The sequence below is a fragment of the Pseudomonas sp. RIT357 genome, from assembly GCF_000632245.1.
GTDB classification, from domain to species: domain Bacteria; phylum Pseudomonadota; class Gammaproteobacteria; order Pseudomonadales; family Pseudomonadaceae; genus Aquipseudomonas; species Aquipseudomonas sivasensis.
Genome location: NZ_JFYX01000012.1, coordinates 339,037 through 362,854, shown reverse-complemented (window position 1 = coordinate 362,854; position 23,818 = coordinate 339,037). Strand labels below are relative to the sequence as shown.

General features: G+C 60.7%; 20 protein-coding genes. 9 read left to right on the top strand and 11 right to left on the bottom strand.

All coding sequences use genetic code 11. From position 1 onward, the window contains the following. The first annotated feature begins 37 nt into the window (after positions 1-37). The 3 genes from BW43_RS16400 to BW43_RS16410 all read left to right on the top strand — a co-directional run bounded on the left by BW43_RS16400 (position 38) and on the right by BW43_RS16410 (position 2,278). Entirely contained in the window at positions 38-940 is a 903-nt protein-coding gene (locus BW43_RS16400; protein WP_032886338.1) for a chemotaxis protein CheV, read from the top strand. 3 nt (positions 941-943) lie between these two features. Beyond that, positions 944-1,426: an N-acetyltransferase gene (locus BW43_RS16405; protein WP_032886337.1), complete on the top strand. Its 483-nt coding sequence runs from the start codon at positions 944-946 to the stop codon at positions 1,424-1,426. A 108-nt stretch (positions 1,427-1,534) separates the two neighbouring features. Beyond that, the gene (locus tag BW43_RS16410) at positions 1,535-2,278 is read left to right on the top strand and encodes a YkgJ family cysteine cluster protein (protein ID WP_032886336.1); all 744 of its coding nucleotides are present in this window, start codon (positions 1,535-1,537) and stop codon (positions 2,276-2,278) included. A 28-nt stretch (positions 2,279-2,306) separates the two neighbouring features. On the opposite strand, the gene BW43_RS16415 is transcribed toward BW43_RS16410, so the two are convergent. Both BW43_RS16415 and BW43_RS16420 read right to left on the bottom strand, forming a co-directional pair. Further along, positions 2,307-3,080: a transporter substrate-binding domain-containing protein gene (locus BW43_RS16415; RefSeq protein WP_032886335.1), complete on the bottom strand. Its 774-nt coding sequence runs from the start codon at positions 3,078-3,080 to the stop codon at positions 2,307-2,309. 166 nt (positions 3,081-3,246) lie between these two features. Beyond that, positions 3,247-3,480: a hypothetical protein gene (locus BW43_RS16420; protein WP_032886334.1), complete on the bottom strand. Its 234-nt coding sequence runs from the start codon at positions 3,478-3,480 to the stop codon at positions 3,247-3,249. A gap of 212 nt (positions 3,481-3,692) precedes the next feature. Here BW43_RS16420 and BW43_RS16425 point away from each other — a divergent pair, with 212 nt between their 5' ends. The 6 genes from BW43_RS16425 to BW43_RS16450 all read left to right on the top strand — a co-directional run bounded on the left by BW43_RS16425 (position 3,693) and on the right by BW43_RS16450 (position 13,185). Continuing rightward, on the top strand, positions 3,693-4,859 hold the full coding sequence (locus BW43_RS16425) for an efflux RND transporter periplasmic adaptor subunit (protein ID WP_032886333.1): 1,167 nt from the start codon (positions 3,693-3,695) through the stop codon (positions 4,857-4,859). Next, positions 4,856-7,945, top strand: a complete 3,090-nt coding sequence (locus tag BW43_RS16430; RefSeq protein WP_032886332.1) for a multidrug efflux RND transporter permease subunit — start codon at positions 4,856-4,858, stop codon at positions 7,943-7,945. The genes BW43_RS16425 and BW43_RS16430 overlap by 4 nt, the downstream gene beginning before the upstream one ends. An 8-nt stretch (positions 7,946-7,953) precedes the next feature. Beyond that, entirely contained in the window at positions 7,954-8,631 is a 678-nt protein-coding gene (locus tag BW43_RS16435) for a heavy metal response regulator transcription factor (protein WP_032886331.1), read from the top strand. Then, positions 8,621-9,985, top strand: coding sequence for a heavy metal sensor histidine kinase (locus BW43_RS16440; protein WP_032886330.1), 1,365 nt, complete (start codon positions 8,621-8,623; stop codon positions 9,983-9,985). The genes BW43_RS16435 and BW43_RS16440 overlap by 11 nt, the downstream gene beginning before the upstream one ends. 287 nt (positions 9,986-10,272) lie before the next feature. After that, complete coding sequence (locus BW43_RS16445) at positions 10,273-11,601, top strand: OprD family porin (protein WP_032886329.1); 1,329 nt, start codon at positions 10,273-10,275, stop codon at positions 11,599-11,601. An 87-nt stretch (positions 11,602-11,688) separates the two neighbouring features. Next, positions 11,689-13,185 carry a sensor domain-containing diguanylate cyclase gene (locus BW43_RS16450; RefSeq protein ID WP_032886328.1) on the top strand — a complete coding sequence of 499 codons (1,497 nt, stop codon included), beginning with the start codon at positions 11,689-11,691 and terminating at the stop codon, positions 13,183-13,185. Between the two features lie 154 nt (positions 13,186-13,339). On the opposite strand, the gene lpxC is transcribed toward BW43_RS16450, so the two are convergent. The 9 genes from lpxC to murD all read right to left on the bottom strand — a co-directional run bounded on the left by lpxC (position 13,340) and on the right by murD (position 23,814). Continuing rightward, positions 13,340-14,251: a UDP-3-O-acyl-N-acetylglucosamine deacetylase gene (lpxC, locus tag BW43_RS16455; RefSeq protein ID WP_003171886.1), complete on the bottom strand. Its 912-nt coding sequence runs from the start codon at positions 14,249-14,251 to the stop codon at positions 13,340-13,342. A 112-nt stretch (positions 14,252-14,363) separates the two neighbouring features. After that, entirely contained in the window at positions 14,364-15,578 is a 1,215-nt protein-coding gene (ftsZ, locus tag BW43_RS16460; RefSeq protein WP_032886327.1) for a cell division protein FtsZ, read from the bottom strand. A gap of 66 nt (positions 15,579-15,644) precedes the next feature. Next, the gene (gene ftsA / locus BW43_RS16465) at positions 15,645-16,907 is read right to left on the bottom strand and encodes a cell division protein FtsA (RefSeq protein ID WP_032886326.1); all 1,263 of its coding nucleotides are present in this window, start codon (positions 16,905-16,907) and stop codon (positions 15,645-15,647) included. A 15-nt stretch (positions 16,908-16,922) separates the two neighbouring features. Then, positions 16,923-17,792, bottom strand: coding sequence for a cell division protein FtsQ/DivIB (locus BW43_RS16470; RefSeq protein ID WP_032886325.1), 870 nt, complete (start codon positions 17,790-17,792; stop codon positions 16,923-16,925). A gap of 4 nt (positions 17,793-17,796) precedes the next feature. Then, complete coding sequence (locus BW43_RS16475) at positions 17,797-18,753, bottom strand: D-alanine--D-alanine ligase (RefSeq protein ID WP_032886324.1); 957 nt, start codon at positions 18,751-18,753, stop codon at positions 17,797-17,799. Beyond that, positions 18,750-20,195, bottom strand: a complete 1,446-nt coding sequence (gene murC, locus BW43_RS16480) for a UDP-N-acetylmuramate--L-alanine ligase (protein WP_032886323.1) — start codon at positions 20,193-20,195, stop codon at positions 18,750-18,752. The genes BW43_RS16475 and murC overlap by 4 nt, the downstream gene beginning before the upstream one ends. Then, entirely contained in the window at positions 20,188-21,258 is a 1,071-nt protein-coding gene (murG, locus tag BW43_RS16485; RefSeq protein ID WP_032886322.1) for an undecaprenyldiphospho-muramoylpentapeptide beta-N-acetylglucosaminyltransferase, read from the bottom strand. The genes murC and murG overlap by 8 nt, the downstream gene beginning before the upstream one ends. Then, a complete protein-coding gene (ftsW, locus tag BW43_RS16490; protein WP_032886321.1) occupies positions 21,248-22,471 on the bottom strand; it encodes a putative lipid II flippase FtsW in 1,224 nt (407 codons plus the stop codon). Before ftsW ends, murG begins: the two co-directional genes overlap by 11 nt. Next, on the bottom strand, positions 22,468-23,814 hold the full coding sequence (murD, locus tag BW43_RS16495) for a UDP-N-acetylmuramoyl-L-alanine--D-glutamate ligase (protein WP_032886320.1): 1,347 nt from the start codon (positions 23,812-23,814) through the stop codon (positions 22,468-22,470). Before murD ends, ftsW begins: the two co-directional genes overlap by 4 nt. Positions 23,815-23,818 lie beyond the last annotated feature (4 nt).

Below are 23,818 nucleotides of genomic sequence, written 5' to 3'. Positions count from 1 at the left end.
TTCATAGATCGTCATCCCTGATCCACAGAAGGTTTTTATGTCCACCACCAAAGCCCGCGCAGACTCACTCTCACTTCTGCTCTTTACGTTGCGCAGCGGCAAGCTGATGGCCATCAACCTGCTGAAAGTCAGCGAAATCATTCCCTGCCCGCCGCTGACCAAACTGCCGGAGTCTCATCCGAACGTTAAAGGCATCGCCACCCTGCGCGGTGCCTCGCTGTCAGTGATCGACCTGAGCCGTGCCCTGGGCGAACGGCCCTTGGAAGACCCGAACGGCGGCTGCCTGATTGTCACTGACGTGAGCCGTTCCAAACAGGGTCTGCATGTGCAGGCGGTGAGCAAAATCGTGCACTGCCTGACGACCGACATCCGCCCGCCACCCTACGGCTCCGGCGGCAACCGTGCGTTTATCACTGGGGTGACTCAGGTGGAAGGCGGACTGGTGCAGGTGCTGGACATTGAAAAAGTCATCCACGGCATCGCGCCGGCACCGATTGAAGCGGCGCCCACCGACTTGACCATGGAAGAAGCCGAAGTGCTCGGCAATGCGCGGATTCTGGTGGTGGATGACAGCCAGGTCGCCCTGCAGCAGTCGGTTCATACCCTGCGCAACCTCGGCCTGACCTGCCACACCGCGCGCAGCGCCAAGGAAGCCATTGATGTGCTGCTGGAACTGCAAGGTACCGCCGCGCAGATCAATGTCGTGGTGTCGGACATTGAGATGTCCGAGATGGACGGTTACGCCCTGACCCGCACCCTGCGTGAAACGCCAGACTTCCAGCATCTGTACGTTTTGCTGCACACCTCCCTGGACAGCGCGATGAACAGCGAAAAAGCGCGCCTGGCCGGCGCCAACGCGGTACTGACCAAGTTCTCATCCCCCGAACTGACCAAATGCCTGGTGGTGGCTGCGCAAACCGTGGCGCAACAGGGTCTGTAATCGGTGACGGCGTATTACCAACTGCTGCGCCGCGACCTCACTGCCGGCCTGCCCGCGCCACAATGGCCGGCCGGGACCGTGCTGGACCATTACCGTGACGCGTTGGCGCCAGCGATTCACGCCGTACTGCGCATGACCCAGGATCAGGGCGGTGGTCGTGTCGCCAACCTCGATGAATGGCGGCAACAGTTCGTGACCGATGCCGAATTCGACCCCACGCTGTGCCTGGTCGCCAGCAACGCCGACGGTATCCTCGGCGTAGCCCAGTGCTGGACCAGCGCCTTCATCAAGAACCTCTCCATACATCCTTGCGCTCAAGGCCAGGGGCTGGGCCGCGCGTTATTGCTGCACACCTTCCAGGTGTTCAAGCAACGTGGTGAACCCTATGTGGACCTCAAGGTACTGGAAAGCAACCTACGCGCCCGGCAGCTGTACGAGAGCGCGGGTATGGTGTTTGTACTGCGCGATGTGGTCGAAGAGGACTGACAGGCGCTGGCGCATAACTTGCTTCCAGAGAATCGTACCGGTGGAAAGAGGTAAAAACCCGTCACCGTAACTGCGTGCCCTCTGACCTAGCCTGGTGACAGATCCGCCATGAACACCCATTTTTCCTGCGTCGGTTGCGGTAAATGCTGCACCGACCACCACGTCCCCCTGACCCTCGCCGAAGCCCGTATGTGGGCGGCGGACGGCGGTAACGTCATTGCTCTGGTGGAGGGATTCCTCGGTAGCGGACTGGGCCTGCCCCAACAGCAACGCGAGCACGCCGAACGCCGTTCGGTGGTGGTGCCCAGCGGCAACACCGAAGCATTTGTGGCAATCACGTTTGCCGCCTACAACGCCGGGCGCTGCCGGAATCTTGACGAAGACAACCTGTGTCGCATCTATGAGCGTCGACCGTTGGTCTGCCGCATCTACCCGATGGAGATCAACCCGCATATCCCGCTCAACCCTGCCGCCAAGGATTGCCCGCCAGAATCCTGGGAACAGGGCCCGGCGTTGATCATCGGCGGCGAACTGATGGACCAGGAACTCGCAGCGCTGATCCAGCGTTCGCGCCAGGCAGACCGCGATGACGTGCAGACCAAGGAAGCGGTGTGCGCCTTGCTGGGCATTCGCACCACAGCGCTCAAGGGGGATGGGTTTACCGCGTACTTGCCGGACATGGGCGCATTTGCCCAGGCGATTGAGTTGGCAATTGATCAGCCGTCCGTGGCCAATGAGTGGGTGTTTCATGTGTCCGGGCTGGACATCGCCGAACAGGTGCTGGACGCCGGGGCGCAGATTGCTACCGAGGTGCCGGCCAACTACGCGTTTATTTCGTTGCGGGCTGCATAGTCTCTTTATCGACCTAACCCAAAAGCGCTCATGGCGCAGCGTCTAACCGGTAATGCCGGATTATCCGCTGATACTCACCATTCTGTTTCAGCTGTTCGAGGGCGCAGTTGAGTTCCTTGCGCAGTGCGGTGTCGGGCTTACGCACCGCAATCGCCACGCCATCCCCCAGCAGTGCGGCCGAAATGGGCGGGCCCAGGAAGTCGAAATCCCGACCTTCGTCGGTGTCGAGCAAGGCTTCGCGAATTTCTACGGTGCCTTGCAGGGTCGCGTCGATTTCGCCGGCTATCAGACTGCGGACCAAATCATTATTGAGCCAGAAGCTCTTGACGGTGACGCCCCTGTGCGCCCACTTCGTACGGGCAAACGCTTCACGATTGCTCCCCAGCAATACGCCAACCCGCTTGCCCTTGAGCGACTTAACATGGGGCAGCAGGCCTGATGTGCTGCGGCCCACCAGCCGGGTGGTAAAGGGATAGAGGTTATCGGTGAAGCTTACCCAACGCCGCCGTTCCGACGTAGGCGCCATCCCCATGATCGCGTCGAATTTTCTGGCTTCAAGGGAGAGGAAGTCTTCGACAACCACTTGGTCGACCCAAACGCAGCGCGCATTCAACTGCACGCACAGGGCATTGCCCAACTCGATATTGAGGCCAACCAACTGCCCTTGCGGGTCGCGGCTCTGGAAGGGGGGGAATTGCGCAGCAACGGCGAAGCGGATTTCGCGACGCGTTTGATCATCGGCCGCAAGGGCATCAGCCGAAAACAACAGGGCAAGCACTACACAGATGTGTATCAGGGCCAAGGGAAACGTCCTTTTCCGGAAAGACCAGCGTCGCCTCGCTCCCCCCATGAACCTCGGGGGCAGAGCAAAGGCTGTGCAAGCTTTCAAGAAACGGCAGTGGACCTACAATCAGAAAGATCAGCAGAAGCTGTAGGCAACAATCGACACAATGTACCGCTTGTTAACCTCAGCGTTTACCCATCGAACGACGGGTGCCCGGCGGCGCCATGCCCGGTGACTTGGTGTGGCCATTTTTGGCACCGTTCTTGTACCAAGGCTGGGCGGCATTCTTGGCCCCAGCCAGCTCACCCGGCTTGAACGGAAACTTAAACGCCGGGATCTCGGCTTTTTCAACGCCTTCAGCGCTGGCCGGATCGACGATGTCGGTCGCGTCAACAGGGGGTTGTGTCGGGGAAGTCATGGAAGCTCCGGAGCGTGCAGAAAATGATGCGGGGCCGGCTTGCGGGCCACACTGGCGCGCAGTATACCTGCGCGCCTGAGATCTTTAACCACCGCCTGTACGAATGGTCGGAGTTTGCTGACAGCGCTGTCAGTTAGCAGTCACCCTGCTGACCGGGTTGAAGGGCTATAAAGATCACTCACTCTCCCATCCTTTGCCCCGGCGCCTCACCCATGCAGATTCAACGAAAAACCGCCCTGATTGTGGGTGTCCTCGTGGTCGTAGCGATTGCAGCCTGGGCGCTGACCCGGCCGGCCAAGACCAAGCTGGCAGTACCGACCGCGATCCCGGTCCGGGTGGTGAGCGTGGTGCAACAGGATATCCCGCGTTTTGTCAGCGGCATTGGCACGGTGTTATCGCTGCACAGCGTGGTGATTCGCCCGCAAGTCGACGGCATCCTGACCCAATTGCTGGTCAAGGAAGGCCAACGGGTCAAGGTCGGCGACCTGCTGGCGACCATTGATGACCGCTCGATTCGAGCCAGTCTCGACCAGGCCAAGGCGCAGTTGGGCGAGAGCCAGGCGCAACTGCAGGTAGCGCTGGTCAACCTCAAGCGCTACAAGGAGTTGAGCATCGACGACGGCGTGTCCAAGCAGACCTATGACCAGCAACAAGCTCTGGTCAACCAGCTCAAGGCCACCGCCCAAGGCAACCAGGCCGCAATCGATTCGGCCCAGGTCCAGCTTTCCTACACCCAGATCCGCTCCCCCGTCAGTGGCCGCGTCGGTATTCGTAACGTGGACGCGGGCAATTTCCTGCGCACCAGTGATACCCAGGGCTTGTTCTCAGTGACCCAGATCGACCCGATTGCCGTTGAGTTCTCGCTGCCGCAGCAGATGCTGCCGACCCTGCAAGGCCTGATCGCCGCGCCTGCCCCGGCGAGCGTCGACGCTTACCTGGGCGCTGACACCGACGGCCAGACCGGCGACTTGCTCGGTGAAGGCCATTTGAGCCTGATCGACAACCAGATCAGCTCCACCACCGGCACACTGCGCGCCAAGGCTGAGTTCAGCAACGCCTCCCAGCGCCTGTGGCCGGGGCAACTGGTGACCATCAAAATCCAGACCGCACTCGACAAAAATGCCCTGGTGGTGCCGCCGACCGTGGTGCAACGCGGCCTGGATTCGCACTTCGTGTACCGGGTCAAGGGGGACAAGGTTGAGGTGGTGCCGGTGCAGGTCACCTATCAAAACAGCGACGTGAACATCATCACGGGTGTGCAAGCCGGTGACGTGCTGGTCAGTGATGGCCAGTCGCGACTCAAGGCCGGTGCTCAGGTGGAGGTGCTCAAAGAACCACCGCAAGTGATCCAGACCGTCGATGCCAAGGTGCAGCCATGAGCCGCTCGCCTTCAGCCTGGTGCGTCGACCACCCGGTCGCCACCCTGCTGCTGACCTTCGCCCTGGTACTGCTCGGGATGATTGCCTTCCCTCGCCTGGCCATCGCCCCACTGCCGGAAGCGGAATTTCCGACGATCCAGGTCACCGCACAATTGCCCGGCGCCAGCCCGGACACCATGGCCTCATCGGTGGCCACGCCGTTGGAAGTGCAATTCAGTGCCATCCCCGGCATGACCCAGATGACCTCCAGCAGTGCCCTGGGCTCAAGCCTGCTGACCCTGCAATTCACACTCGACAAGAGCATCGACACCGCCGCCCAGGAAGTGCAGGCGGCGATCAACACCGCGTCGGGCAAGCTGCCCAGCGACATGCCGAGCCTGCCGACCTGGAAAAAGGTCAACCCGGCGGACAGCCCGGTACTGATCCTCAGCGTCAGCTCCGACAGCATGCCGAGCACCGAGCTGAGTGACTACGTGGAAACCCTGCTGGCGCGGCAGATCAGCCAGATTGACGGTGTGGGCCAGATCAACATCACCGGCCAGCAACGCCCGGCGATACGCGTGCAGGCCTCGCCTGACAAACTCGCCGCCATCGGCCTCACCCTGGCCGATGTGCGCCTGGCAATCCAGCAATCGAGCCTCAACCTGGCCAAGGGCGCGATCTATGGGGAAAACAGCGTGTCGACCTTGTCGACCAACGACCAGCTGTTTCACCCGGAGGACTACGCCCAACTGATCGTTTCCTACAAGGACGGTGCACCGGTTCAACTGCGCGATATCGCCAAAGTCATCAACGGTTCGGAAAACGCCTACGTGCAAGCCTGGTCCGGTGATACACCCGGCGTAAACCTGGTGATCTCGCGCCAGCCCGGCGCAAACATCGTCGAAACCGTGGACCGCATCCAGGCTGAACTGCCGCGCCTGCAAGGCATGTTGCCGGCGTCGGTGCAGGTCAGCGTACTGACCGACCGCACCAAGACCATCCGCGCCTCGCTGCATGAGGTGGAAGTGACGCTGCTGATCGCCATCCTGCTGGTGGTGGCGGTGATGGCGTTGTTCCTGCGCCAGTTGTCGGCGACGCTGATTGTGTCCAGCGTGCTCGGCGTGTCGCTGGTCGCCAGTTTCGCGGTGATGTACCTGATGGGGTTCAGCCTGAACAACCTGACCCTGGTGGCGATTGTCATCAGCGTGGGCTTCGTGGTGGACGACGCCATCGTGGTGGTGGAAAACATCCACCGCCATCTGGAAGCGGGCCTCGACAAACGCGAAGCGGCCATCAAGGGCGCTGGGGAGATCGGCTTTACGGTGGTGTCCATCAGCTTCTCGCTGGTGGCGGCGTTTATTCCGCTGCTGTTCATGGGTGGCGTGGTCGGGCGCTTGTTCAAGGAGTTCGCGCTGACGGCGACGTCGACCATCCTGATTTCGGTGGTGGTCTCGTTGACCCTGGCACCAACCTTGGCTGCGCTGTTCATGCGCGCCCCGACCCACCCCGCCCACGACAAACCCGGCTTCAGCGAACGCCTGCTGGCCGGATACTCGCGCAACCTGCGCCGCGCACTGGCCCATCAACGCACCATGGCCGCCATTTTCGTGGTGACCCTGGCCCTGGCAGTGGTCGGCTACGTGTTTATCCCCAAGGGCTTCTTTCCGGTACAGGACACCGGCTTTGTGCTCGGCACCAGCGAAGCGGCGGCCGATGTGTCGTACCCGGACATGGTCGCCAAGCACAAAGCCTTGGCCGAGATCGTCAAGGATGACCCGGCGGTGCAGGCGTTTTCCCATTCGGTGGGCGTGACGGGCAGCAACCAGACTATCGCCAACGGGCGCTTCTGGATCGCCCTGAAAGACCGGGGTGATCGAGATGTTTCGGCCAGCCAGTTCATCGACCGCATCCGCCCGAAACTGGCCAAAGTGCCGGGCATCGTGCTGTACCTCCGTGCCGGCCAGGACATCAACCTCAGCTCCGGCCCCAGCCGTGCCCAGTACCAATACGTGCTCAAGAGCAACGACGGCCCGACGCTCAACACTTGGACCCAGCGCCTCACCGAAAAACTGCGTGCCAACCCGGCGTTTCGCGACCTCTCCAACGACCTGCAACTGGGCGGCAGCATCACCCACATCAGCATCGATCGTCAGGCGGCCGCACGCTTTGGCCTGAACGCGACCGATGTCGACCAGGCGCTGTATGACGCCTTCGGCCAGCGCCAGATCAACGAGTTCCAGACCGAGATCAACCAGTACCAGGTGGTGCTGGAACTGGACACCCAACAACGGGGCAAGGCCGAGAGCCTGAACTACTTCTACCTGCGCTCGCCGCTGACCAATGAAATGGTGCCGCTGTCGGCACTGGCCAAGGTCGACCCGCCCACCGTGGGGCCGTTGTCCATCAGCCATGACGGCATGTTCCCGGCTGCCAACCTGTCGTTCAACCTGGCGCCCGGCGTGGCGTTGGGTGATGCGGTCGTCATGCTCAACCAGGCCAAGAATGAAATCGGCATGCCGACGACCATCATCGGCAACTTCCAGGGCGCGGCACAGGCGTTCCAAAGCTCGCTGGCCAGCCAGCCGTGGCTGATCCTTGCGGCGCTGGTGGCGGTCTACATCATCCTTGGGGTGCTGTATGAGAGCTTCGTGCACCCGCTGACGATTATTTCCACCTTGCCCTCGGCCGGTTTGGGCGCGTTGATCATGTTGTGGTTAATGGGGCAGGACTTTTCGATCATGGCGTTGATCGGCCTGGTGCTGTTGATCGGCATCGTGAAGAAGAACGGCATCCTGATGATCGACTTCGCCCTGGAGGCCCAGCGCGTGCGCGGGCTACCGCCGGAAGAAGCGATCTACGAAGCCTGCGTGACGCGGTTCCGCCCGATCATCATGACGACACTCGCCGCCCTGCTCGGCGCGGTGCCGCTGATGGTCGGCAGCGGACCGGGTGCAGAAATGCGCCAGCCGCTGGGGATAGCCGTGGTCGGCGGCCTGCTGGTGAGCCAGGCGCTGACGCTGTTCACCACGCCGGTCATATACTTGTACCTTGAGCGTTTTTTCCACCGGCCCAAACCAGCTGCCGAGCTGGCGACCACACACTGAGGCGGGTCATGCGCGTACTGATTGTTGAAGATGAAGAAAAAACCGCCGACTACCTGCACCGCGGCCTGACGGAACAGGGCTACACCGTCGACGTGGCCCGCGAAGGCGTCGAAGGTCTCCACTTGGCGCTGGAGAACGATTACGCGGTGATCGTGCTCGACGTGATGCTGCCCGGCCTCGACGGCTTTGGCGTGCTGCGTGCATTGCGTGCGCGCAAGCAGACGCCAGTGATCATGCTCACTGCCCGCGAGCGCGTCGAAGACCGCATACGCGGGCTGCGCGAAGGCGCCGACGATTATCTGGGCAAGCCGTTCTCGTTTCTCGAACTGGTGGCGCGCCTGCAAGCCCTGACCCGGCGCAGCGGTGGTCATGAGCCGGTGCAAGTCACCGTCGCCGACCTGTGGATTGACCTGATCAGCCGCAAAGCCAGCCGCAACGGTGTGCGCCTGGACCTGACGGCCAAGGAGTTCTCGCTGCTCAGCGTGTTGGCGCGGCGCCAGGGTGAAATTCTGTCCAAGACAGCGATTGCAGAGATGGTTTGGGACATCAATTTCGACAGCGACGCCAATGTGGTCGAAGTCGCGATCAAGCGGCTGCGCGCCAAGCTGGATGGGCCCTTCGAACACAAATTGCTGCACACCATTCGTGGCATGGGTTATGTGCTGGAGAACCGCAGTGCCGTCTAATTCCATCGCCCTGCGCCTGAGTGGCATGTTCACGTTGGTGGCGCTGCTGATTTTTGTGTTGATCGGTGGCGCGCTGTACCAGCAGGTCGACCGCAGCCTCGGATTGTTGCCGGGCGCGGAACTGGATGCGCGCTACAGCGTGCTGGAGTCCTCGGTGAACCGCTTCGGTACGCCGGACCATTGGGTGAAGATCAAGGCCAAGCTCAAACTATTGAGTGAGGAAGACAAGCGCATCCGCTTCTGGGTAGTCAGCACTGATCCGAACTTCGAGTATGGCGAACCGGATGCGCAGATCCGCGCCTTCGCCGAGGGCCCCAGCGGCAAGCGCGATTTGCATCTGCCGGGCTACACCCATCCGTTCAAAGTGCTGGTGAGCCAGTTTCCAGCCAAGGACCAGCGCCCGCCGTTGCGTTTCATGATTGCCATCGACACCGAGAACTTCCGCGCCACTCAGCATCACTTGCTGGTGGCATTGGTCAGCCTGGCGCTGGTTGGCGTGGTGCTGGCTGCGCTGTTGGGGTTCTGGGTGTCGCGCATTGGCCTCAAGCCCCTGGGTAGACTCTCGGATGAAGCGCGCAAACTCGCGCCGCCAAAACTCTCCGGACGCCTGCAACTGTCGCCACTCCCCCCGGAGCTCAAGCAGTTCGTCAACTCGTTCAACTCCACCCTCGACCGCGTTGAGCAGGCCTACTCGCGCCTGGAATCCTTTAATGCCGATGTGGCCCATGAACTGCGTTCACCGCTGACCAATCTGATCGGCCAGACCCAAGTGGCGCTGACCCGTGGGCGTTCGGCCGAGCATTATCTGGAAGTGCTGGAGTCGAACCTGGAAGAGCTGGAACGCCTGCGTTCGATCATCAACGACATGCTGTTCCTCGCCAGCGCCGACCAGGGCAGCAAGGCCACCAAGCTGATCGAAAGCTCCCTGGCCGATGAGGTGGCGACCACGCTCGACTACTTGGACTTCATTCTCGAAGACGCTCAGGTGCGGGTGCAGGTCCACGGCGACGCCCAGGTACAGATCGAAAAAGCCCACCTGCGCCGTGCGCTGATCAACCTGTTGAGCAATGCGGTTCAGCACACGGCGCCGGGGCAGGTGATCGACGTGAACATTGACGTGCTGGACCATCAGGTGTCCATCGCCGTGACCAACCCCGGCGAGGCAATTGCCGGCGAGCACCTGCCGCGGTTGTTCGAGCGGTTCTATCGGGTGGACGCCTCGCGTAGCAACAGCGGGGCGAATCATGGATTGGGGCTGGCGATCGTCAAGGCGATTGCGTTGATGCACGGTGGCGACGTGTTTGTGCGCAGCGAACAGGGGGGCAATACCTTCGGCATTACTCTGCCGATGTAGGCCGCCCACATGGAGTCAGATCCAATCACTGTTGCGATTTGGGCAACAGTCATTCTCTTGTTACACTCTATATCGTACCGCTCACCTGCGTTAATTTGACGCATCGATGAGCGCGGCGGCAAAGGCAGCTACCCGCTTACCCGAATTTCCCTCGACTTATTTCCAGGGCTCTACACTGGGAATCTGTCTTAAAGCCGCTGATATCAGCGGCTTTTTTTTGCCGTAAAAAAGGCCAGGCACACCCCCACGACATTGGCCGTTTTCGATAGACCAAAGGAGCCTTACCGGTGAAGAACTCGCTGACGTTCACCCCGTTATTCCTCGCGATTGCAGCAACGATCGTCCCCCTTGCCCACGCGGCAGACACTACCCCTACTGAAGGTTTCATCGAGGGCTCGCACCTCAACATCAACACCCGCAACTACTACATGAACCGCGACCGTCGTGACATTCATACCGATGACAGCAAGGAGTGGGGCCAAGGTTTTCTCGGCACTTTCGAATCCGGCTACACCCAGGGCACCGTCGGCTTCGGCCTGGATGCCCACGCCATGCTCGGCCTCAAACTCGACGGCGGTGGCGGCACTGACGGCTCCAGCATTCTTCCCTACGGCAGTACCGACGGCAGCGGCAAAGCCCCCGGATCGTTCTCCACCGCTGGCGCTACTTTGAAGATGCGTGCCTTTGATACCGAGTTGAAGGCCGGTGATCTGTTCCTCAACAACCCGGTCATCGCGGGCGGCCAGACGCGCATGCTGCCGCAGACTTTCCGCGGCGTGAGCCTAAGCAATCACAGCCTCGACGGTTGGATGTTCGAAGGCGGCCAGGCCAGCTTCACCAAGCTCTACAACCAGAGCGGCCACCGTCGCATTGGCACCAGCTACGGCGCACTGCCGACTAACACCGACAGCCAGCACATGAACTGGGCCGGCGTTTCGTTCAGCGGCATTCCCGGCCTGACCAGCAACCTGTACGCCTCCGAACTCAAGGACGTGTGGCACCAGTACTACTACGACCTGGACTACACCTACGCACTCAATGACCTGGTCAGCCTCAACCCGGGTCTGCACTACTACCACACCCAAGACACCGGCCAGTCGTTGCTCGGCGGCATCGACAACAACACCTACAGCCTGCATTTCACCGTGGGCGTGGGTAATCACAGCGTCACCGCCGCTTACCAGCGGGTCAACGGAAACACGCCGTTCGACTACATCGCCCAGGGCGACAGCGTGTACCTGGATAACTCCCAACAATACTCGGACTTCAACGGCCCCAACGAGCGCTCGTGGAAGCTCAAGTACGCCTATGACTTCGCCGGCCTCGGTATGCCCGGGCTGACCTCGGCGGTGTCCTACATCAGTGGCAAGACCGACCTGACCAAGGTCGACCCGCAAAGCAGAGGCTACAGCGCCTGGTACAGCGCCGATGGCAAAGACGCCAAGCACTGGGAACGGGATATCGACGTGAAATACGTGGTGCAAGGCGGCAAGGCCAAGGATTTGGCCATGCGCTTTCAATGGGCAACCAACCGCGGCAGCAATGGTTATTCGGCGGTTGACCGGGACGTGGATGAATATCGGGTGATTATCGACTACCCGATCAACGTATTCTGACCCCTGGAATCTTTCTTTTTAGCCAATGATTTAATTTTCATCGGGTAGAACTAAACTGCCAGCATTCACACCGCTGAAGTCTGCCCGATGAGTCAACGCCCTGTTCGTACCTCGCCTGCACATCCTGAGCTTTTTCTGATTCTGGGCAGCGGCCTCACGGTCGCCCTGATTGTGATTATCGTTGCGGCGTTGTTGGTCCGCGAACACGCCAGCACCCTTCAGGAAGCCAAACGTTCAACCACCAACATTGCCCAACTGATCAATGCCGACGTGCTGCGCAACGTTGAATTGTATGACCTGGCACTCAAAGGGCTGATTGCGGCCAAACAACGTGAAGACCTGTCCCAGGTGGCCGCGAGTATCCAGCATCTGGTGCAGTTCGACCTCGCCACCGCAGCGCCTTTCAAGGGCGAAGTGCTGTTATTGGACCCCACCGGCGCCGTTATCGCAGACTCATCAACGCTGCAGCCGACGCCGCGTAATTTTTCTAACCGCGATTATTTCCAGGTGCACGTAAAGGACAGCCAGGCCGGTTTGTTCATCAGCCGACCGTTCAAAATCCATTGCGACTGTGACCAGGTCTGGCGCATGGCATTCAGCCGGCGAGTATCGGGACCCAACGGTGAATTTGCCGGCGTTGCGGTCGCGACCATGCGTCTGGCGTATTTCGACCAGCTGTTCAACACCCTGACCATCGGCAACGGCAGCAGCGTCAACCTGCTCAACAACAAAGGCATTTTGTTGGCCCAACAGCCACTGCTCGAACGCGACATGATCGATAAGGACTTGAGCGAGCGACCGAACTTCAAGCGCATGCTGAGTGAAGGCAGTGGCAGCTTCCAAGCCATCTCGGCTCTCAGCGGCAAGGAGCGCCTGTACACGTTCACCAACGTCGGAGACTTACCGCTGATCGTGGTAGTGGCACTGTCCAGTGAAGATGTATTCGCCCCTTGGAAACGCGCCGCGCTGCTGACCAGTGGCGCCACCGGCATCCTGTGTATAGGTCTGTTGTGGCTGACCTGGATGCTGCGTCGTGAACTGCGACGACGCTACCGCGCAGAACGGGTGCTGTCAGAACTGGCAGCCACCGACGCCCTCACCGGCCTGCCCAACCGCCGCATTCTGGATGAACGCCTGCGCCTGGAATGGGACCGCGCCCAACGCTCAACGGAGCCGATGACGCTTCTGATGATTGACGTGGACCACTTCAAGGCTTTTAACGATCGCCACGGCCATAAGGGGGGCGATGAAGCCTTACGCTCCGTGGCCCAAGTGATCGGCGGCAACATTCGTCGCCCTGCTGATCTGGCGGCGCGCTATGGCGGTGAGGAATTTGCAGTGGTGCTTCCGATTACCGATGCCAAGGGCGCACAGGTAATCGCCGAGCACATCCGCAGCAGCGTCGAACACTTACCGCGGATAGCCGGGGATGAGAGGCCGATTACTGTGAGTATTGGTATGAGCACCTGGGATAAGCACAGTCGTATGTCGTTGGAAGCATTGCTGCTGAGTGCGGACCAGGCGTTGTATGAGGCCAAGCATACGGGGCGTAATCGGATCGTGGATGCAGCGACGCTGTCATGAGGCATCAGACTAATGTCCACAGAAGACTTGCTGTCACAGCCTTACTCACCACAACAGGCCCGCTTGCCACAGCAAGTCTGTTCACCAGAAAAACAGCCATAAAAAAAGGCCACCCGAAGGCAGCCTTTAAAAACTAAAGAAAGAGAGTTGTTACTTACACCGCCGCAACGGGACGCATGTAAGAGATCGGTGCGGTGCTGGCATCTTCGAAGGTCACGACTTCCCAAGCGTCTGTCTGCTCAATCAACTTGCGCAGCAGCTGGTTGTTAAGGGCGTGGCCCGACTTGAAGCCTTTGAACTCGCCTATCAGGCTATTGCCCAGCAGGTAGAGGTCACCGATTGCATCGAGGATCTTGTGCTTCACGAATTCGTCTTCGTAGCGAAGGCCGTCTTCGTTCAGTACACCATCCGCGTCGACCACAATGGCGTTTTCAACGCTGCCGCCGAGTGCGAGGTTGTGCTTGCGCAGGTACTCGATGTCACTCATGAAACCAAAGGTACGGGCGCGGCTGACTTCTTTTACGAACGAAGTGCTGGAAAAATCCACGCTTGCACTTTGGGTGCGGTCACGGAATACCGGGTGATCGAAATCGATCTCAAAGCTCACTTTAAAGCCTTCGAACGGGACGAAGGTGGCGCGCTTGTCGCCGTCTTCTACTGTCACTTCCCGCAGAATGCGTATGAACTTCTTGGCTGCGTCCTGTTCTTCCAGGCCGGCAGATTGAATCAAGAATACGAAGGGTCCAGCGCTGCCATCCATGATAGGGACTTCGGACGCGGAGAGCTCGACGTAGGCGTTATCGATGCCCAGGCCAGCCATGGCCGAGAGCAAGTGCTCCACCGTGTCCACTTTGACGTCACCGTTGACCAATGTGGTCGACATAGTGGTTTCGCCAACGTTTTCCGCGCGAGCAGGAATCTGCACCACAGGGTCCAGGTCGGCACGAACAAACACGATGCCGGTGTCGACAGGTGCAGGTTTGAGGGTCAGGTATACCTTCTCCCCGGAGTGCAGACCTACACCTGTGGCACGGATAATATTCTTCAGGGTGCGTTGTTTAATCATGGCTTGGACCGCTTGAGCGCAAATTGCGAACTGGTATCAACAAAGGCTGGCGATAATAGCAGACCAGACCTTTGCTGAACACCAATCACCTTCATAGCCCTGATACATTCCATCAATCGGCCTGACGACGCAGGAATGCCGGGATGTCCAGGTAGTCCAGGTCATCTTGCGGATTCGGGCTACGGGACGCCGCAGCACCGGCCTGAGCCTGGTTGCGCATCACGGTCGGACGATCCAGGTCACGGTAGTTCACCGACGGCATTTCCGGGCGCACAGGCGCTGGAGCTGCAGCCGATTGGCTGGCGTGGCTGGCATGGCTGGCATGGTTTGTATGAACGGTGTTGTCGATAACCTTTACAGGCTTCTCGATTTTCGCGCCCAGGCCGGTAGCAACCACAGTCACGTGCAGTTCGTCGCGCATGTCTGGATCGATAACGGTACCGACTTTGACCATCGCGTGCTCGGAAGCGAAGGCTTCGATGATGCTACCCACGTCGGAGTACTCACCCAGGGACAGGTCAGGACCGGCAGTGATGTTCACCAGGATGCCGCGTGCGCCTTGCAGGTTCACGTCTTCCAGCAGCGGGTTGCGGATGGCCGCTTCGGTGGCTTCACGTGCACGGTTAGGACCGCTGGCGCAGCCAGTGCCCATCATCGCCATGCCCATTTCGCTCATGACAGTACGTACGTCGGCAAAGTCGACGTTGATCATGCCTGGGCGTTTGATGATGTCGGAAATACCGCGAACGGCACCGGCCAGTACATCGTCAGCCTTGGCGAACGCAGACAGCAGGCTTGCGTCCTTGCCCAGGATGGTCAGCAATTTCTCGTTAGGAATGGTGATCAACGAGTCAACGCTTTCAGACAGCAGACGGATACCTTCGTCGGCGATCTGCATGCGCTTGCGACCTTCGAACGGGAACGGACGGGTCACGACTGCAACCGTCAGAATGCCCATTTCCTTGGCCACTTCGGCAATGATCGGGGCCGCACCGGTACCGGTACCGCCGCCCATGCCAGTGGTGATGAACACCATGTTGGTGCCTTGCAGCACTTCGGCAATACGCTCACGGTCTTCCAAAGCGGCTTGACGGCCAACTTCCGGATTGGCGCCAGCGCCGAGGCCCTTGGTCACAGCAGTGCCCAATTGCAGGATGGTCCGCGCGCCGATGCTTTTCAGCGCCTGGGCATCAGTGTTGGCGCAGATGAATTCAACGCCTTCAATGTTGCTCTTGACCATATGGTTGACAGCGTTGCCGCCGCCACCGCCGACACCGATCACTTTGATGACCGGGCTGGCGGGGATGTTGTCTACGAGTTCGAACATGTTCCCTCTCCTTTCGTTATCTCTAGTTTTTTCGCCTACTGCTTACATCGGTGTTGCGGTAAAGCTTTAGAAATTGCCTTTTACCCAAGCCTGCAACCGTTCGAACAACGGCGCTTTAGCCTCGTCGTCGCTGCGGTAGCTGTCACGGATGCTCGGGCCCGACAGGGAAATGCCGTCGGTCTGCTTTTGCAGTCCGTACAACAGCAAGCCCACACCGGTGGAATAAATCGGGTTGCGCACCACGTCTCCCAGGCCTTTGACGCCATGGGGCACGCCCAGGCGGACCGGCATGTGGAAGATTTCCTCGGCCAGTTCGACCGCGCCTTCCATCTTCGAGGTGCCACCCGTCAGCACGATGCCGGCCGGGATCAAATCTTCGTAGCCACTGCGACGCAGTTCAGCCTGGATCAGGGTGAACAGCTCGTCGTAACGCGGCTCGACCACTTCGGCCAAAGCCTGGCGCGACAGTTCGCGCGGTGGACGGTCGCCCACGCTCGGAACCTTGATGGTTTCGCCGGCACCGGCCAGCTTGGCCAGGGCGCAGGCGTAGCGAATCTTGATTTCTTCGGCGTACTGGGTCGGTGTACGCAACGCCATGGCGATGTCGTTGGTAACCTGGTCGCCTGCAATCGGGATTACGGCGGTGTGACGGATCGCACCCTCGGTGAAGATCGCGATGTCAGTGGTGCCGCCGCCGATGTCCACCAGGCACACGCCCAGCTCTTTCTCGTCGTCGGTCAGTACCGAGTACGCAGACGCCAGTTGCTCAAGAATGATGTCGTCGATTTCCAGGCCGCAGCGGCGCACGCATTTTTCAATGTTCTGTGCAGCGTTGACAGCGCAGGTCACCACGTGGACCTTGGCTTCCAGACGTACTCCCGACATGCCCAGAGGCTCGCGAACGCCTTCCTGGTTATCGATCACGTAATCCTGCGGCAGGGTGTGCAGCACGCGCTGATCGGCCGGGATCGCCACGGCCTGGGCGGCGTCGAGGACGCGCTCAAGGTCGGCGGCGCTGACTTCACGGTCACGGATCGCCACGATACCGTGGGAGTTCAGGCTACGGATATGGTTGCCCGCGACGCCGACAAACGCCGAGTGAATCCGGCAACCGGCCATCAGCTGCGCTTCTTCGATAGCGCGCTGGATCGATTGCACAGTGGACTCGATGTTCACCACCACGCCCTTCTTCAGGCCCCGGGACGGATGCGTGCCAATACCGACGATTTCGATCGCGCCGTCTTCCCCGACCTCGCCCACCAGCGCCACCACTTTGGAGGTGCCGATATCGAGACCGACGATCATTTTGCCGCTTTGCACGTTTGCCATGGGTCCTGCCTCTTCTTAATTCTTCGCGACAGCGGGTTGCGCTGCCGTGGGCGCAGCCGGTTCACGCCAGCCGACGGCAAGGCCGTTGGCGTAACGCAGGTCGACGCTCGCAATGTTCGTAATCTGTTCTTTCAAGGTCTTGTCGTAGATGGCAATGAAACGGCGCATCTTTTCCACCAAGCGGTCGCGTCCCAGCAACAACTGGATGCCCGGGCCGGAACTGCCTGCCCCGGTCGTCAAAAACCAGCTACCCCGTTCACGCAGTTCCAGGCGTGCAATGGAGAAGCCCATTGGCCGCAGCATCTGGCTCAAGGCCTGGTACTGCTGCATTACTTGCTGCTGCGCCCGCTGCGGCCCGAACAGCTGCGGCAGGTGCTCATAGTTGGCCAGCTCACGCGGGGTGAACGCCTGGCCCTGGTTGTTCAACAGCGCTTCATCACCCCAACGGGCCACGGGCAGTTGTTCCTCCAGGCGGATCGTCACCTGGTCCGGCCACACACGACGAACTTCGGCGTGGGCGATCCACGGCATCTGTTCCAGCTCACCGCGCATACCGGCCAGGTCGATGGTGAAGAAGCTCGCGGCCAGGTAAGGGCCAATGCGCTGCTGCACCGCTTGCTGGCTGATGTAGCTCAAGTCGCCCTGCACGCTGATCTTGGTGATCGGACGGTCGGCGTACGGCAATAGACGCTGCGCACCTTCGTAAGTGCCGAAACCCAATGCCACCAGCAGCACCGGCCAGAACAGCGCCTTGAGGAAACCAAAGTTGGCTTTCGGCAGGCGCGCCGACATCGGCTCTTTAGCCACCATTCGGCTGGCACCCCGTGGCACCGGCTTGCGGCTCGGTGCTTGTGGGGGCTGATGACGAAGCGATGCGCCTTTCATGTACTTAGCCTCTTGGCTCAATGCTGGCGGCAAGAATTGCCAGCACCAACTGCTGGAAATCCAAGCCGGCTGCGCGAGCGGCCATAGGTACCAGGCTGTGGTCGGTCATGCCTGGCGCAGTGTTGACTTCCAGGAACCAGAACTCCCCTTGGTCATCCTGCATCACGTCTGCCCGCGCCCAGCCGGCGATACCCAGCGCCTCACAGGCCTTCGCCGTGAGGTCCATCAATTCCTGTTCCTTGGCTGCGTCAAGGCCGCACGGGACCCGATACTGGGTATCGGATGCCAGGTACTTGGCGTCGTAGTCGTAAAAGGTGTGGGGCGTGCCCAATGCGATAGGCGGCAATACTTGGCCACGCAGGGTGGCGATGGTGTACTCGGGACCCTGGATCCACTGTTCCACCAACACTTGCGAATCGTAGGTACTTGCCGCTTTCCATGCGTCGATCAATTCGGCGGCCGAGTTCACTTTGGCCATGCCGATACTGGAGCCTTCATGGGCTGGTTTGACGATCAAAGGCAGGCCCAGTTCCTTGGCTGCAGAAATACAATCGTCTTCGCTGCACAGAACAGCGTGACGCGGGGTTGGAATACCCAGGCTGTGCCACACCTGCTTGGTGCGCAGCTTGTCCATGGCCAGTGCCGAGGCGAGGATGCCACTGCCGGTGTAAGGAATACCGGCGCATTCCAGCAGGCCCTGCATGCTGCCGTCTTCACCGCCACGGCCGTGAAGAATAACGAAGGCGCGGTCGATCTTTTCGGCCTGCAGGCGGGCGAGGAAGTCATCGCCCACGTCGATACCAAACGCATTCACACCGGCGCTTTGCAGGGCTTCGAGCACTGCGTTGCCGGACTTGAGCGACACTTCGCGCTCGGCGCTCTTGCCGCCGAACAGCACCGCCACACGGCCGAAGTCGGCTGGCGCGATTGTCGAAAACAGGGAGCCGTAGTCAGTGGTCATTTCGACTTCCCCTTCTCGGCGGCAAACAGCGGGCTCGCCAATAGTTTAGGGGCAAGGCCGCCGATATCACCTGCGCCTTGGCACAGCAGAATGTCACCAGCGCGCAGCAGCGGTTTGACGATCGGTGCCAGGTCCACACCGCGCTCGATGTAGATCGGGTCAAGCTGACCACGCTGACGAATGCTGTTGCACAGCTTGCGGCTATCGGCGCCCGGGATCGGTTCTTCACCGGCCGGGTAAACCTCCATCAACAGCAGCACGTTGGCATCGGCCAATACATTGACGAAGTCGTCATACAGATCGCGGGTCCGGCTGTAGCGGTGCGGTTGGTAGACCATCACCAGACGGCGCTCCGGCCAACCACCGCGCACGGCCTTGATCACTGCGGCAACTTCAGTCGGGTGGTGACCGTAGTCGTCCACCAGCATCACGTCGCCACCCTCTACCGGCAGTTGGCCGTAGACTTGGAAGCGACGGCCGACACCCGCAAAACGCGACAGGCCTTCCACAATGGCTTCATCGCTGACGCCTTCATCGGAAGCGATGCAGATGGTCGCCAGGGAATTCAATACGTTGTGGTTGCCCGGCATGTTCACCGACACATCCAGCGGCTCACGGTCAGGACGCAGTACGGTGAAGAAGGTTTGCATGCCTTCCTGGCGCACATTGATCGCACGCACGTCGGCGTCTTCGCTAAAGCCGTAGGTCACGGTCGGACGCTTGACCAGCGGCAGGATTTCACGCACTACCGGATCGTCCAGGCATACCACGGCCAAACCGTAGAACGGCAGGTTATGCAGGAACTCAACGAAGGTTTTCTTCAACTTGTTGAAGTCACCGTCGTAGGTCGCCATGTGGTCTTCGTCAATGTTGGTCACGACGGCCACAAGCGGTTGCAGGTGCAGGAAGCTCGCGTCGCTTTCATCGGCTTCGGCGATCAGGTAGCGGCTGGTGCCGAGCTGGGCATTGGTGCCGGCTGCATTCAGGCGGCCACCGATAACGAAGGTCGGGTCCAGGCCACCAGCGGCGAACACCGAAGCGATCAGGCTGGTCGTGGTGGTCTTGCCGTGGGTACCGGCGACGGCGATGCCGTGGCGATAACGCATCAACTCGGCCAGCATCTCGGCACGTGGCACCACGGGAATGCGGCGCTCAAGGGCGGTGGCCACTTCCGGGTTGGAAGTGTTCACGGCGCTGGACACCACCAGCACGTCGGCCTCAGCCGCGTTCTCAGCGCGGTGGCCGATGAAAATCTGTGCACCAAACGACTTCAGGCGCTCGGTGACCGGCGACTCTTTCAAGTCCGAGCCGGACACTTGGTAGCCCAAGTTCAGTAACACTTCGGCAATGCCGCACATGCCCACGCCGCCGATACCGACGAAGTGGATGCGACGGATGCGGCGCATCTCGGGTTGTGGCATGGCTTTCTGATTCTCAACCATGGGCCACCTCCAGGCAGATATCCACCACGGTGCGGGTTGCGTCAGGTTTGGCCAGGCGGCTTGCGGTGCTCGCCATGTTGTTGAGTCGTTCCGGTTGCATCAAAACCTCGGTCAGGCGTGCGGCCAAATCGGCGGCGCCAGTCGTTCTTTGCGGCAGCAGGAAGGCAGCGCCCTCCCCGGCCAAATATTCGGCGTTGCGGGTCTGGTGATCGTCGATGGCGTGGGGCAAAGGCACCAGCAAGGACGGCAGACCGGCGGCGGCCAGTTCACTGACGGTCAGCGCACCAGCGCGACAGACCACCAGGTCGGCCCAGCCATAGGCATGGGCCATGTCTTTGATGAAAGGCTGTACGTTCGCCTCGACACCGGCTTCGCGATAACGCGTGGCGGTGATTTCATCGTGGTTCTTGCCGGCCTGATGGAAGATCTCCGGGCGCAATTCCACAGGGAGTTGCGCCACCGCTTCCGGTAGCAATTTGTTCAATGGCTCAGCGCCCAAGCTTCCGCCCAGGATCAGCAGGTGCGCCTTGCGACCCGCGAGCGCTTCGCGGGCGATGTCCATAAACAGCTCGGTGCGCACCGGGTTGCCGGTGGTACGGCGCTTATCCGACACACTGAAAGTGTTGGGAAACGCTTCACACACCCGCGCAGCCAACGGCACCAGCAAGCGGTTGGCGGTGCCGGCCACAGCGTTCTGCTCGTGCACGATCACCGGCACACCGGCGAGCTTGGCCGCGACGCCGCCAGGGCCGGTTACATAACCACCAAAACCGAGCACACACACTGGCTGCAATTCACGGATGACCTTGCGCGCCTGCCACACCGCCTTGAGCAAGACGAAAGGTGCCTTGAGCAAGGACAACTTGCCTTTGCCGCGCAGGCCTGTGACGTTGATCAGATGCAACGGCAAGCCGGCACTCGGTACCAATTCGTTTTCGATACCGCGCGGCGTGCCCAACCAATGCACGGTGTAGCCACGGTTCTGGAACTCGCGCGCACACGCCAGGGCTGGGAATACGTGGCCCCCAGTGCCGCCAGCCATGATCAGCACATTAGCGCCCATGGGTCGGCTCCTCGGCGAAGTCGCTTTCGCTGAACTCCATCTCTTCGCTGCCCAAGTGGGTTCGACTCTCCCACTCAATGCGCAGCAACAAGCCCAGACAGGCGCAGCAAATCACCAGCGAACTGCCGCCGTAACTGAGGAACGGCAAGGTCAGCCCCTTGGTCGGCAGCAGGCCGACGTTCACACCGATATTGATCAAGAACTGGCCGATCCACAGGAACGACAAGCCGTACGCCACATAGGCGGCGAAATACTGTTTGGCCTTCTCGGCCCACAAGCCGATGTACATGCCGCGTACGCACACGAACACAAACAGCGCGACGGTGCACAGCGAACCAACCACGCCCAACTCTTCGGCGAGTACCGAGAACACGAAGTCGGTGTGGGCTTCCGGAAGGTAGAACTGCTTTTGCACGCTATTGCCCAGGCCAACGCCCAGCCACTCACCACGACCAAAGGCGATCAACGCCTGGGTCAATTGATATCCGGAGCCAAACTGGTCGGACCACGGGTCGGTAAAGGTAATCAGACGCGCCATCCGGTAGGGTTGCGCCTGCACCAGGATGGTCACGGCCGCCACTGCCAGCACCACCATCAAACTGAAGCGGAACAGGCCCACGCCGCCGAGGAACAGCATCGCCGCGGCCGCGCCCATCATCACGACGGTGGCGCCGAAGTCGGGCTCCATCAGCAAGAGGCCGGCCATGGGCAGAAGCACGATGAATGGCTTGAAGAAGCCCATCCAGCTTTCGCGCACTTCCTTCTGACGACGCACCAGGTAACCGGCGAGATAGATCACCACGAACACCTTGGCGATTTCCGACGGTTGCACGTTGAACGCGCCGAAACCAATCCAGCGCATCGAGCCGTTCACCTCGCGGCCGATACCCGGCACGATCACCATGACCAGCAAGCCAAACGCGCCGATCAGCATCAGCCAACCGAGACGCTGCCAGGTGGCGATGGGGATCATCATGGTGACGATGCACGCACCCAGACCGATGATCAGGTACACCAAGTGACGGATCATCATGTAAAGGGTGTTGCCCGACTGCACGGCAGCCACTTCGGAAGACGCCGAGGTGATCATCACCAGGCCCAGGCCCAGTAGCGCGAGGCAACCGGCGAGCATTGGGAAATCAAGGTCGATGCCACGCCCGGTGATAATCGGCGACGGGTACGGCTTAATGATGTTTCTGAAATCAATGCTCATGCCAAGCCCTCCACGGCGCGGGCGAACAACTGGCCGCGCTCTTCGTAGTTCTTGAACATGTCGAAACTGGCGCACGCCGGCGACAGCAGTACCGCATCGCCTGGTTGGGCCAGGGCTTTGCATTGGGCAATGGCGTCGTCCAAGGAGGTGGCACGCACCTGTGGCACGGCGTCACCAAGCGCGGCGGCGATCAAGTCGGAGTCGCGGCCCATCAAGACCACGGCGCGGCAATGCGCAGCCACCGGTGCCTTGAGATCTTTGAAATCGGCGCCCTTGCCATCGCCACCGGCGATCAGCACCAGCTTGCCGTCGATATCGGCGCCAAGCCCTTCGATCGCAGCCAGTGCGGCGCCGACGTTGGTGGCTTTGGAGTCGTTGTAATAGCTGACGCCATCGAGATCACGCACCCACTGGCAGCGGTGCTCAAGACCGGCAAAGGTGCGCAGGCTGGAGAGCATCGCGTCGAATGGCAGGCCAACGGCATGGCCAAGCGCCAATGCCGCCAGGGCGTTGGACTGATTATGGGCACCACGAATTTTCAGCTCGCGCACTGGCATCAGGTTCTGAAATTCGAAGGCCAGGTATTTCTCGCCGTTCTCTTCGCGGATACCGAAGGCCTTGAAGTCGGGCTTGCCCAAACCGAAGGTCCAGCAGGGCATGCCCTCGCCCATCAGCGGACGGCTAAGGGCATCCTGGCGGTTGACCACAAATTGCTTGGCGCCGCGGAAGATCCGGTGCTTGGCCAGATGATATGCCGGCAGGCCGCTGTAGCGGTCCATGTGGTCTTCGCTGACGTTCAGAACAGTGGCGACTTCGGCGCCGAGGTCATGGGTGGTTTCCAGCTGGAAACTAGACAGTTCCATCACGTACAGCTCGATGTCGTCGCTGAGCAGGTCCAGCGCCGGGGTGCCGAGGTTACCGCCCACGGCGACGCGCTTGCCGGCCGCCATCGCCATCTCACCGACCAGGGTGGTCACGGTGCTTTTCGCGTTGGAGCCGCTGATGGCTACGATCGGCGCCTTCGCATTACGCGCGAACAGGTCGATATCGCCGGACAGCTTAACGCCACGGGCCGCAGCCGCTTGCAGGGCCGGTGTTGCCAGTGCCAGGCCGGGACTCACGTAGAGCTCATCGGCGCGGCACAGAAACTCGACATCCAACTCGCCACAACGCACTTCCACGTGCGGGTAGTCACGGCGCAGCGTGACCAGCTCCGGTGGATTTTCCCGCGTATCGGCCACGGCAAACGACGTGCCCCGGTTCGCCAGGAAGCGAACCAGGGACATGCCGCTCTTGCCGAGGCCGACAACGATGCGGAAGTGGTCTGAAGCGATCAGGGACACTCGT